Genomic DNA, 11601 nt, shown 5'->3' on the forward strand with positions numbered 1-11601 from the left:
GCCCCGGACGCTAGCGACGGCCACCGACACGGACCGGCGCGACGGGCTACACGCGGCTCAGCCGGGCGATGAGCGTCGTCGCGGGAACCACCCACGCGCCCCACGCCTCGACGTCCCGAGCGACCGCGCGGTCGCTCGTGACCACCACGACCACGCGACCCTGGGGCTCGGCACGGACCAGGCGCCGGATGAGGTCGTCGGCGATCTCCCCGACGGAGAAGCGCACGCGGACGCCGCCGCGGCCGGGCACCCCCGGGGGCGCCACGCCCTCCTGGCCGTCGAAGCAGCACGTCACCTCGGCGCCCGTGCGGGCAGCCACCACGGCCAGGCCGTCGACGACCCGGCGGCGCTGCTCGTCGAGCGGCAGCGCGCCGAAGCCCGTCTTGGAGACGTTGTAGCCGTCGACGACCAGGTGCGCCCACGGCTGGCGCAGCACCTCGTCCAGCAGCGCGGGGTCGTCGAGCGACCTGCCGCGCGAGCCGGGCCGCTGCCCCGCCGACCTCTCCTGCGCGGGAGCGACGAGGTCGGCCGGCAGGTCGGTCGCCGGTGCGAGCGCGAGCTCGGCGCGCAGGCCGGTCGCGGCGTCGACCACGGTGTCGAGGAGGAGGCGGACGCGCGCGTCGGCGAGCTTGCGCGCCACGCGGACCTCGGCGCGCGCCGCGGTCCTCACCGCCTCCGCCTCACGCCGGTCCTCGGCGGCCAGCTCGCGGTCCGCCGAGGCGGCCCGCCGCATCGTCTCCGCGGCCTCGAGCGCCTCCTGGGCCTCCTGCGTGGCCCGCCGGGCCTCGCTCCGCGCACGGTCGGCGTCCGACCGCAACCGGCGCATCTCGCGCTGGTCTGCGGCGAGCGCGGCCCGCGCCACGGCCGCGTCCTCCTCGGCTCGCTCCGCACGGGTGCGCGCGCGCTCCAGCTCCGCCTGGAGGCGCGCCAGCCGGGGGTCGGCAACGACCACCGGCTCGTCCGCGGGAAGCCGCTCGACCTGCGTGCGCCACTCGTCGGAACCGCGCAGCCACGACCCCACCGCGGCGTCGAGCGGCGCGCGCTCCCCGTCGTCGGCGTGGGCCGACGCCCACTCGCGCGCGACCCTCGCCCGGAACTGCTCGTCCCGCAGCGCCAGCCACAGAGGCCCGGCACCCGCGGTCGCGCGCTTGCGGGGCGCGAACTTGGCCACGGCCCGCAGCAAGGCCGGCACCTCGACGGGCTCCATCCGACCCAGCACCTCGGCGGCCTGGTCCACGAGGGCGGTGCGCAGGGCGTCGGGGACGTCGGCGGGCGCGCTCATCAGCCCACATTAGGGGCCCCGGGCGCGCCTGCCAGCCGTGTCGGAGCTCGTGGGTAGCGTCCGCGGTATGTCGAACGTCCGCCGCCTGCGCCCCGTGTGGGCGGGCACGTCACCGGACGTCACCGGCACTCCCGTCCAGCCCAGCCTCGACGAGGTCGGGACCCCCTTGTCGGACGTGACGTTCGTCGTCGTCGACCTCGAGACCACCGGCGGAACGCCGGTGGACTGCGCCATCACCGAGATCGGCGCGGTGAAGGTCCGGGGCGGCGAGGTGCTGGGCGAGTTCCAGACGCTCGTGGACCCGGGCGGCCCGGTCCCCCCGTTCATCCAGGTGCTGACCGGCATCACCACGACGATGCTCATGGGCGCACCGCCCATCGACGAGGTCCTCCCCGCCTTCCTCGAGTTCTCGCGCGACGCGGTGCTCGTGGCCCACAACGCCCCATTCGACATCGGCTTCCTCAAGGCGGCCGCCGCCCGGACCGCGCACCCGTGGCCCGGCAACCGGGTGGTCGACACCGTGCGCCTGGCCCGCCGGGTCGTCACGCGCGACGAGGCGCCCAACCACAAGCTGTCGAGCCTGGCGGCGCTGTTCGGCGCCACGGTGACCCCCAACCACCGTGCGTTGTCCGACGCACGCGCGACCGTCGACGTGCTGCACGCGCTGTTGGGGCGCATGGCACCTCTCGGCATCACCCACCTCGAGGACCTCGCCACCGCGACCGACCCGGTGCCGGGCGAGGTCCGCCGCAAGCGGAGCCTGGCGGACCACCTGCCCGACTGCCCGGGCGTCTACCTGTTCCGCGGCCCGGGCGACGAGGTGCTGTACGTCGGCACGTCGACGACGTCCCTGCGGCGTCGGGTGCGCTCCTACTTCACGTCCGCCGAGAAGCGCGGCCGCATCCAGGAGATGGTGCGGATCGCGGAGCGCGTCGACCCCGTCCCGTGCGCGACGCCGCTCGAGGCGCGGGTGCGCGAGCTGCGCCTCATCGCCGAGCACGCGCCGCGGTACAACCGCCGCTCGCGCAACCCCGAGCGGATGCCGTGGGTGCGCATCACGTCCGAGCCGTACCCGCGGCTCTCCGTGGTGCGCGAGGTTCGCGACGACGATGGGGCCGCGTACCTCGGCCCGTTCTCCTCGGCGGGCGCGGCGGCACTCGCCGTCGAGGCGCTGCACGAGGCATTCGACATCCGGCAGTGCACCCGGCGGCTCCCCGTGGTCGCCCCCGCGGGCGCCTCGGCGTGCGTGCTGGCCGACATGGGCCGGTGCGGCGCTCCGTGCGTCGGCGGCCAGGACGTCGCCGCGTACGCCGAGGTCGTCGCGCGCGTGCGGCACGCGATGGTCGCGGACCCCGCGCCCGTGATCGCCGCGCACGCGGCCCGCCTCGGGGCGCTGGTGGACCAGCAGCGCTACGAGGAGGCAGGCACGGTGCGCGACCGCCTCGGGGCGTACCTGCGGGGCGCGTCGCGCGCGCAGCGGATGGACCCGCTCGCGCGCTGCTCCGAGCTGGTCGCGGCGGGTCGCCTGCCCGACGGCGGCTGGGAGCTCGTCCTCGTCCGGCACGGGCGGCTCGCGGCGACGGCCCGCGTCGACCGCCGCACGGACCCCCGGCCCGTCATCGCGACGCTCCGCGCGACCGCGGAGCACGTCCCGGCGCCGGTGGCACCGGCCCCCGCCGCGCACCCCGAGGAGACGGACCTCGTCCTCGCGTGGCTCGAGCAGCCCGGAGTCCGGCTCGTCGAGGTGGTGGGAACGTTCGCGTACCCGGTCCGTTCCGCGCTGGCCGACACCGACCCCGCGTCGGCCGTCGCCGCACACACGCGGCTGCTGACCGGCGACGCTGCACCGGCTCGCGCTGCCGATCCCGGCGTGGTGGTCCCGCGCACGGCATGATGACGACATGCTGACTGCGATCGTGCTCATCGACACCGACGCCGCGCGCATCCCCGAGGTCGCCGCCGCCATCGCGGAGATCCCCGGCGTGAGCGAGGTCTACTCAGTGACCGGCGAGGTGGACCTCATCGCGGTGGTCCGCGTCCGCGAGCACGACGGCCTCGCCGACGTCATCGCCGACAAGGTGAGCAAGGTCGAGGGCGTCCAGCGGACGCAGACCTACATCGCCTTCCGCACCTACTCGCAGCACGACCTGGAGCAGGCGTTCGCCCTCGGGCTCGAGGACTGAGCCGGAGCGCAGGGATCGGTGAGGGCGCCGCCAGGCGCACTCGCTGATCCCGGAGCGGAGGCTCAGTCCGAGTGTCAGATCCGAGGACTGAGCCGGAGCGCAGGGATCGGTGAGGGCGCCGCCAGGCGCACTCGCTGATCCCGGAGCGGAGGCTCAGTCCGACCATCAGATCCGAGGACTGAGCCGGAGCGTTGGGAGCGGTGAGGGCGCCGCCAGGCGCACTCGCCGATCCCGGAGCGGGTCCTAGGCGCTGGCCGTCTGCCATCGCTCGAGCGCCCCTGCCGCCGCGCCCGTGTCGAGCGACGCCCGCGCGTGGCCGGCGCCCGCCGTCAGGCGGTCGACCAGCGACCCGTCCGCCGTACCGGGCAGGGTCCCGTCCGCGACCAGCGCTGCCGCGACGTTGAGCACCACGGTCTCCCGCACCGGCCCGGGCTCCCCCGCCAGCAACCGGCGCGCGACGTCCGCGTTGTAGGCGGCGTCGGCTCCGCGCAGGTCGTCGAGCCCGACCCGAGCGACACCGAGGTCCGCCCAGTCGACGACGCTCTCGACGACCGCGCCGTCACGCACCTCCCAGATGCGGGTGGGCCCGGTCGGCGCGATCTCGTCGAGCCCGTCCTCACCGCGGAACACCACGGCGCTCTTGCCCCGCGCCGCGAGCACACCGGCCACGAGCGGCGCCATGCGCGCGTCCGCGACACCGATCGCCGCGGAGTCGGGCTGGGCCGGGTTGGTCAGCGGCCCCAGGAAGTTGAAGGCGGTGGCGATGCCGAGCCCGGCGCGTGCGGCGGCGGTGTGCCGGAACGAGGGGTGGAACACCTGGGCGAAGCAGAAGGTGATGCCCGCCTCGGTCGCGATGGCGGCGACGCGCTCGGGCGTGTGGTCGAGCCGGATCCCGAGCTGCTCGAGCACGTCCGCGCTGCCCGACGACGACGACGCGGCGCGGTTGCCGTGCTTGACGACGCGGATCCCGGCACCGGCGATCACGAGCGCCGACATGGTGGAGATGTTCACCGTGTGCGCGCGGTCGCCGCCGGTGCCGACGATGTCGAGGGTCCGTCCCGGCACCGTGATGCGCTTGGCATGGCTGAGCATCGTGTCCGCGAGGCCGGTGAGCTCGTCCACCGTCTCGCCCTTGGCGCGCAGGGCGACCAGGAAACCGGCGATCCGGATGGGCGACGCCTCGCCGCTCATGATCTCGTCCATCGCCCAGGACGCCTGGGACGTGGTGAGGTCCCGGCGCGCGACGAGCGAGGTGAGCAGGTCGGGCCAGGTGGGCGCCTCGGTCATCCGGCGACGGCCCGCGTCTCGATCACGGCGGCGACCGCGGCCTGCAGCTCGATCGGGTCCAGCGGACGGCTGACCACCGCGTCCGCCTGCGACCACGACGCCAGCCACGCGTCCTGCGGACGTCCCGTGAGCACCAGCGTCGGCGGGCACCGGTAGATCTCGTCCTTGACCTGGCGCGCGAGCCCGAGCCCGCCCACCTTGTCGGCCTCGCCGTCGAGGATCAGCAGGTCCAGCCCGCCCGCCTCCGTCGTCGCGATGACAGCGGGAGCTGTGGCGACCTCGACCCACTCGATCTCGGGCGCGTCGTGCCGCAACCGGCGACCCACGGCGAGGCGCACCTGCGCGCGGGCATCCACGTCGTCGCTGTACAGCAGGATCCGCGGTCCACGTGCCTGCTCGTTGCCGTGCGCCGTGCTCATGGGTCGTCCTCACTCGTCGTCGACGTGGCGTCCGAACGCATCTTGGCACGACCCGCGCAGCGGTTGTGCGGAAGTCCTGCGGACGCATAGCACGGACGGGCAGGTGGGCCCGGCGTGTCGCCTCGCGGGACGGGGCGCCGACACGGCGCCGAGAGCCGAAATCTCGCGCCATTTCGGGGCTCTGCGGCGGCAGATCCTGACGGTGTGACATTTACCGCGCGCCACGGCCTGGGTCCAAGGGCCCACGCGCGCCGGAGTTCAGCCATAATGGCGAACGTGTCGACCGCAACGGCTGCCCCTCGCACCGCCCCCCACGTGAGCGTCAACCGACCCAACCCGGTGTCGGTGGGAACCATCGTGTGGCTGGCCAGCGAGCTCATGTTCTTCGCTGGACTCTTCGCCATGTACTTCACCCTGCGCGCTGCGGTGCCGGATGAGTGGGCGGAGCAGACGGCCAAGCTCAACATCACGTTCGCCACGATCAACACCACGGTGCTGGTGCTGTCGTCCGTGACCTGCCAGATGGGCGTGTGGGCCGCGGAGCGCTTCCAGCCCGTGCGCTCCGGCTCGCTCCTGCAGGTCAACCGCTGGGGCATGAACGAGTGGATGACCATGACGTACGTCATGGGCGCGTTCTTCATCGGTGGCCAGGTCTTCGAGTACGCCGCGCTGGTGCACGAGGGGCTGACCATCTCCTCGAGCCCGTACGGCTCGGTCTTCTACCTCACGACGGGCTTCCACGGCCTGCACGTCATCGGCGGTCTGATCGCCTTCCTGTTCCTGCTCGGCCGGTCGTTCTCGGCCAAGCGCTTCGGTCACCACGAGGCCACGACCGCCATCGTCACGTCGTACTACTGGCACTTCGTCGACGTGGTCTGGATCGCGCTGTTCGCGGTCATCTACCTGCTCAAGTAGCCGGTCGTCGCGCGAAGTCGCGCACCGACCACTGCCCCCACCCCCCATGTGCGAGACGAGGATCGATCCGTGAAGGCACTCGCAGCCCGCAGGCACGATCGGCGAGCGCCGATCGTCCTGCTCCTGCTGGCGCTGCTGCTCACCGGCGGCCTGTACGCCGTGCTGGCGCCGACGTCCGCTGACGCCGCGCCCGCCGCGGCCAGCGCCGACGACGTGAAGACCGGCGAGAAGCTGTTCCAGGCCAACTGCGCGACGTGCCACGGCCCGTCGGCCGCCGGTACCGAGAGCGCCCCGTCGCTCATCGGCGTCGGCGCAGCCGCGGTGGACTTCCAGGTCGGCACGGGCCGCATGCCCATGCAGATGAACGGCCCGCAGGCTCCCGCCAAGCCGGTGCAGTTCGACCAGGAGCAGATCAACCAGCTGGCCGCGTACGTCGCGAGCCTGGGCGCAGGCCCCGCGATCCCCACCGCCGACCAGGTCGACCCGGCCAAGGGTGACTCGGCGAACGGCATGGCCCTGTTCCGCACCAACTGCGCGATGTGCCACAACGCCGTCGGCGCGGGCGGCGCGCTCTCCCGGGGCAAGTTCGCCCCGAGCCTGTGGGACACCACCCCCACGCACCTCTACGAGGCCATGCTGACGGGCCCGCAGTCGATGCCGGTGTTCAGCGACACCAACCTCGACCCGACCGAGAAGCGCGACATCATCGCGTTCATCGACCAGCAGGGCAACGCCTCCCCGGGCGGCCTCGACCTCGGCGCCCTGGGCCCCGTGAGCGAGGGCCTGTGGGCCTGGGTGATCGGCATGGGCCTCCTCATCGGTGCCGCAGTCTGGATCGGAGCGAAGTCCTCGTGAGCACGCACGACAACTCCCACGAGCTCGAGGCGCGCGACGGGCACGCCGTGCTCGACCGCTTCGAGGACCCAGGCCACCCGGAGCACCACCCGCGCCTGGGCGACCTGGACCCGAAGGCCAACAAGAAGGCCGAGCGGCAGGTCCTGTTCCTGTTCGGCATCTCGGTGCTGGGCACCATCGGCTTCGTCGTCGCGTACTTCGCGCTGCCCCCGGGCGAGGACGCCGAGTCGATGCGGGCCTCCAACTTCGCCCTCGGTGCCGCGCTCGCGTTCGCGCTGCTGGGCATCGGCACGGGCGCCATCCACTGGGCCAAGGCCCTCATGAACGACCACGAGAAGTCCGAGGAGCGCCACCTCCAGGCCAGCGACGCGGAGACGCGTGAGGCCGCGGTCCAGGCGCTCAAGGACGGCGCGGACGACTCCGGCATCAGCCGGCGCGGCGCGCTCAAGGGCGCGGTCGTCACCGCTGTCGCGCTCTTCCCCCTCACCATCGCGCTGCCGCTGGTCGGCAACATCGGCGAGGACTGGAACGTGGGCAAGCTCAAGCACACGCTCTGGAAGAAGGGCACCAAGCTGGCGCGCGACCCCTCCGGTCGCCCCATCAAGGCCTCCGACGTCACCATCGGCTCGGTGTTCCACGTCATCCCCGAGACGCTCGAGGATGCCGAGCACCCCCTCGACGAGAAGGCCAAGGCCGTCGTGCTGCTGGTCCGCCTGGACCCGCGCGACATCAAGTCGGAGCAGGGCGAGGGCTGGTCGTACGACGGCATCGTCGCGTTCTCCAAGATCTGCACCCACGTGGGCTGCCCCGTGGCGCTGTACGAGCAGCAGACGCACCACCTGCTGTGCCCGTGCCACCAGTCCACCTTCGACGTGTCCGACGGCGCCCGCGTCGTGTTCGGGCCCGCCAAGCGCCCACTGCCCCAGCTGCCGATCACGGTCGACGACGAGGGCTACCTCATCGCGCAGAGCGACTTTCACGAGCCGGTCGGCCCGAGCTTCTGGGAGCGTGAGAAGTGAGTACCACCACCAAGGCACCCAACACCACGTCGGCCCCGACACCCCTCGGTCGGGCGGCCGCCGGCACCGCGGACTACCTCGACCAGCGCACCGGCCTCGGCGTCGCGGTCAAGACGTTCGCTCGCAAGATCTTCCCCGACCACTGGTCGTTCCTGCTCGGTGAGATCGCGCTGTTCAGCTTCGTCACGATCCTGATCTCCGGCGTGTTCCTCACGATGTTCTTCGTCCCGAGCATGGCGGAGACGCACTACTCCGGCCCGTGGGACTCCCTCAACGGCGTGGAGATGTCCGAGGCGTTCTCCTCGACGCTCCGCCTCTCGTTCGAGGTCCGTGGCGGTCTGCTGATGCGGCAGATCCACCACTGGGCGGCGCTGATCTTCATGGCCTCGATCGTCACGCACATGATGCGCGTCTTCTTCACCGGCGCGTTCCGCAAGCCTCGCGAGCTCAACTGGGTGGTCGGCTTCACGCTGCTGATCCTGGGCCTGCTCGCCGGCTTCTCCGGCTACTCGCTCCCCGACGACGTGCTGTCCGGCAACGGTCTGCGGATCACCGACGGCGTCATCAAGGCCGTCCCGATCATCGGCTCGTACGCCTCGTACTTCGTGTTCGGCGGCGAGTTCCCGGGTCAGGACCTGATCCCGCGCCTGTTCACGGTGCACGTGCTGCTCGTCCCCGCGCTGATCCTCGCGCTCATCGGCCTGCACCTGCTGTTCGTCGTGCTGCACAAGCACACGCAGTACCCGGGCTCGGGACGCAAGGACACCAACGTCGTCGGCTTCCCGCTCTTCCCCATCTACGTGGCGAAGGCCGGTGGCTACTTCTTCACCGTGTTCGGCGTGATCGCGCTCATGGCCGCGACCATGTCGATCAACCCCGTGTGGAACTACGGGCCGTACGACCCCTCCCCCGTCTCGGCCGGCGCGCAGCCGGACTGGTACATGCTGTTCCTCGAGGGCTCGCTGCGACTCATGCCGGGCGGCGCGGAGTTCGTGACGTGGGGCGGCTACACCGTCAGTCTCAACGTGATCATCCCGGCGATGATCGTGCCGGGCATCCTGTTCACGCTGCTCGCGATCTACCCGTTCGTCGAGGCCGCCGTCACCGGCGACAAGCGCGAGCACCACGTGCTCGACCGACCCCGCAACCGGCCCTTCCGGACCGCGTTCGGCGTCTCGCTCCTGGTGGCGTTCTTCATCCTGGTGCTCGCGGGGTCCAACGACCTGATCGCGACGCACTTCCACCTGTCGATCAACGACATCACGTGGGCGTTCCGGGTGCTCCTCTTCGTGGGCCCCTGGCTCGCGTTCGTCATCACCAAGCGCATCTGCCTCGGCCTGCAGCGCAAGGACCGCGAGCTTGTGCTGCACGGCCACGAGACGGGCCGCATCGTGCGGTTCGCCAGCGGTGAGTACATCGAGGTGCACAAGCCGCTGGACGCCCACGAGCGCTGGCTGCGGGTGCAGCACGACAACATCCGGCCTCTGGAGATCGAGCCCGCGGAGGACGCCCGTGGCGTGCGCCGCAAGGGCTACCAGCTCGACCGGATGCGGCAGCGCATCTCGCAGGTCTTCTACGAGGACCGGGTCGAGCCCGTGACGCCCGCCGAGCTGGCGGCGTCGCACTCGCACGGCGAGCACGACGCGATCGAGTCCCACGCGGCCGAGCCCGCCCAGGTGGGCGGTGGCCACCACCTCGTCGAACCAGAGGGTGAGACGACGGCCGACGGGCGGAACAGCCCGGCCTGAGCAAGAGTTGGATGAGTCGGGCGGCTCGCCGTAGCGGCGGGCCGCCCGAACTCGTCAGTGGATGTCCCGCGGGCCCTGTCCAGGGGCCCGCAACCAACCGCAGGAGAGGTATTCACGCATGGCTGACTACACGCTTCCGGACCTGGCCTACGACTACGCCGCCCTGGAGCCGCACATCTCCGGCCGGATCATGGAGCTGCACCACGACAAGCACCATGCGGCGTACGTGACCGGCGCGAACACCGCCTTGGAGAAGCTCGCCGAGGCGCGCGAGAAGGACGACTTCGCCGCCGTCAACCTGCACGAGAAGAACCTCGCCTTCAACCTCGGCGGCCACGTGAACCACTCGGCGTTCTGGGCCAACCTCTCCCCCGAGGGCGGCGACCGCCCCGAGGGCGAGCTCGCGGCCGCGATCGACGAGAACTTCGGCTCCTTCGAGGCGTTCCAGAAGCACTTCGCCGCCAACGCGCTCGGCATCCAGGGCTCGGGCTGGTCGATCCTCGCGTGGGACTCGATCGGCTCCAAGCTCGTGATCGTCCAGCTCTACGACCAGCAGAGCAACATCGCGCTCGGCCTCGTGCCGATCGTGCTGCTGGACATGTGGGAGCACGCGTTCTACCTCGACTACGTCAACGTCAAGGCGGACTACGTCAAGGCGTGGTGGAACATCGTCAACTGGTCGGACGCCGCCGCGCGCTTCGACCGCGCGCGGACGCAGACGTCCGGCCTCATCGTCGCCGCGCTCTGACACGGCACTGACGGCCCCGAGGGCCGGCGCGCGGGACACCCCGCGAGCCGGCCCTCTGCTGTCTCCTCACACACACGCCACCGTCGGTCTTGCTCTGCCCCACGGTCAGCCCGCACGCGCGGCGGCCTGACCCAGCGCACAAGCGCACCCTCGCCGGCCGCGGGTCGCGCGCTCCGAGCGCGCGTGGAGTGCGGCCCGCGCTCGTGCCGCGCCACCCGCGGTCGGCTCAGGGGCGAGTGCGCGGCCGACGCCCGACGACTGCGGGTCGCGCGGTCCGAGCGCGCGTGGCGCGCGGCCCGCGCTCGCGCCGCACCACCCGCGGTCGGCGCAGGGGCGAGTGCGCGGCCGACGCCCGACGACTGCGGGTCGCGCGGTCCGAGCGCGCGTGGCGCGCGGCCCGCGCTCGCGCCGCACCGCCCGCGGTCGGCGCAGAATGAGGGTGCGCGGCCGGCGCCAGTCGGCCGCTGGTCGCGGGTCCGGGCGCGCTGCCCGCGTGCCGGCGGACCGCGGTCGGCGCGCGGCCGGTTGCTCGGCTCACGCCAGCCGACCGCTAATCGCGCGGCGTACGGCCGCCGACCGCTAATCGCGCGGCGTACGGCAGCCGACCGCTAATCGCGCGACGTACGCCGGCCGACCGCTAGTCGCGCGGTCCGAGCGCGCGTCGCGCGCGGCCCGCGCTGGTGCCGCATGACGCGCGGTCGGCGCCGAGCAGTGCACGACAGACGCCAGTCGACCGCCGGTTGCACGTCGGCGCAGGGCGCGGCAGGCCCGCCGAGCGCCAGTCGACCGCTGGTCGCGCGGCCCGAGCGCGGGTGGCGCGCGGCCCGCGCTCGGGCCGGATGACCCGCGCTCGACCCAGAGGGTGGGTGCGCGCAGACGACGATCGGCCGCGGGCCGTCCCGTCCGAGCGGGCGCGGCGCGCAGCTGGCGCTCGTGCCCGATGACGCGCGGTCGGCTCACGGATGGGTGCGCGGCGCATGCCCGTCGACCGCGGGTCGCGCGGTCCGAGCGCGCGTGGCGCGCAGCCCGCGGTCGTGCCGTGTGACCCGCGGTCGGCGCAGGGCGTGGGTGCCCGCGCCTCACAAGGGAGCCGACGGCTGCGAGGGCCGGGCGCCGCGAGGGCGAGGTGCATCGGGACCAGCTTG

Annotated in this window: 10 protein-coding genes; 7 read left to right on the forward strand and 3 right to left on the reverse strand. The window is 72.8% G+C overall.

What is annotated here, in order from left to right; translation table 11 throughout:
- Positions 1-46 precede the first annotated feature (46 nt).
- Positions 47-1282, reverse strand: a complete 1236-nt coding sequence (locus QRT05_RS08685) for an NYN domain-containing protein (RefSeq protein ID WP_289446721.1) — start codon at positions 1280-1282, stop codon at positions 47-49.
- A 67-nt stretch (positions 1283-1349) separates the two neighbouring features.
- On the opposite strand from QRT05_RS08685, the gene QRT05_RS08690 reads away from it, so the two are divergent.
- The gene (locus QRT05_RS08690; RefSeq protein WP_289446722.1) at positions 1350-3176 is read left to right on the forward strand and encodes a DEDD exonuclease domain-containing protein; all 1827 of its coding nucleotides are present in this window, start codon (positions 1350-1352) and stop codon (positions 3174-3176) included.
- Positions 3177-3183: 7 nt separating this feature from the next.
- Complete coding sequence (locus QRT05_RS08695) at positions 3184-3465, forward strand: Lrp/AsnC family transcriptional regulator (RefSeq protein ID WP_289446724.1); 282 nt, start codon at positions 3184-3186, stop codon at positions 3463-3465.
- Positions 3466-3708: 243 nt separating this feature from the next.
- Here QRT05_RS08695 and trpD read toward each other — a convergent pair whose 3' ends face one another.
- Together trpD and QRT05_RS08705 are read right to left on the reverse strand one after the other, a co-directional pair.
- On the reverse strand, positions 3709-4752 hold the full coding sequence (trpD, locus tag QRT05_RS08700) for an anthranilate phosphoribosyltransferase (RefSeq protein WP_289446725.1): 1044 nt from the start codon (positions 4750-4752) through the stop codon (positions 3709-3711).
- Positions 4749-5171, reverse strand: a complete 423-nt coding sequence (locus QRT05_RS08705) for a response regulator (RefSeq protein ID WP_289446726.1) — start codon at positions 5169-5171, stop codon at positions 4749-4751. Before QRT05_RS08705 ends, trpD begins: the two co-directional genes overlap by 4 nt.
- A gap of 267 nt (positions 5172-5438) precedes the next feature.
- On the opposite strand from QRT05_RS08705, the gene ctaE reads away from it, so the two are divergent.
- The 5 genes from ctaE to QRT05_RS08730 all read left to right on the forward strand — a co-directional run bounded on the left by ctaE (position 5439) and on the right by QRT05_RS08730 (position 10456).
- Complete coding sequence (gene ctaE / locus QRT05_RS08710) at positions 5439-6086, forward strand: aa3-type cytochrome oxidase subunit III (protein WP_289446727.1); 648 nt, start codon at positions 5439-5441, stop codon at positions 6084-6086.
- Between the two features lie 69 nt (positions 6087-6155).
- Complete coding sequence (gene qcrC, locus QRT05_RS08715; RefSeq protein WP_289446728.1) at positions 6156-6941, forward strand: cytochrome bc1 complex diheme cytochrome c subunit; 786 nt, start codon at positions 6156-6158, stop codon at positions 6939-6941.
- On the forward strand, positions 6938-7960 hold the full coding sequence (gene qcrA / locus QRT05_RS08720; RefSeq protein ID WP_289446729.1) for a cytochrome bc1 complex Rieske iron-sulfur subunit: 1023 nt from the start codon (positions 6938-6940) through the stop codon (positions 7958-7960). The genes qcrC and qcrA overlap by 4 nt, the downstream gene beginning before the upstream one ends.
- On the forward strand, positions 7957-9708 hold the full coding sequence (qcrB, locus tag QRT05_RS08725; protein WP_289446730.1) for a cytochrome bc1 complex cytochrome b subunit: 1752 nt from the start codon (positions 7957-7959) through the stop codon (positions 9706-9708). Before qcrA ends, qcrB begins: the two co-directional genes overlap by 4 nt.
- Before the next feature lie 118 nt (positions 9709-9826).
- Positions 9827-10456: a superoxide dismutase gene (locus QRT05_RS08730; protein ID WP_289446731.1), complete on the forward strand. Its 630-nt coding sequence runs from the start codon at positions 9827-9829 to the stop codon at positions 10454-10456.
- Positions 10457-11601: the final 1145 nt, after the last annotated feature.

The organism is Cellulomonas edaphi, from assembly GCF_030362815.1.
In the GTDB taxonomy this organism is placed as follows: domain Bacteria; phylum Actinomycetota; class Actinomycetes; order Actinomycetales; family Cellulomonadaceae; genus Cellulomonas; species Cellulomonas edaphi.

Bases quoted from the DNA above. Each gene is read 5' to 3' on its own strand.
- QRT05_RS08685 (WP_289446721.1), bottom strand. From the start codon at position 1,282: ATGAGCGCGCCCGCCGACGTCCCCGACGCCCTGCGCACCGCCCTCGTG.
- QRT05_RS08690 (WP_289446722.1), top strand. From the start codon at position 1,350: ATGTCGAACGTCCGCCGCCTGCGCCCCGTGTGGGCGGGCACGTCACCG.
- QRT05_RS08695 (WP_289446724.1), top strand. From the start codon at position 3,184: ATGCTGACTGCGATCGTGCTCATCGACACCGACGCCGCGCGCATCCCC.
- trpD (WP_289446725.1), bottom strand. From the start codon at position 4,752: ATGACCGAGGCGCCCACCTGGCCCGACCTGCTCACCTCGCTCGTCGCG.
- QRT05_RS08705 (WP_289446726.1), bottom strand. From the start codon at position 5,171: ATGAGCACGGCGCACGGCAACGAGCAGGCACGTGGACCGCGGATCCTG.
- ctaE (WP_289446727.1), top strand. From the start codon at position 5,439: ATGGCGAACGTGTCGACCGCAACGGCTGCCCCTCGCACCGCCCCCCAC.
- QRT05_RS08730 (WP_289446731.1), top strand. From the start codon at position 9,827: ATGGCTGACTACACGCTTCCGGACCTGGCCTACGACTACGCCGCCCTG.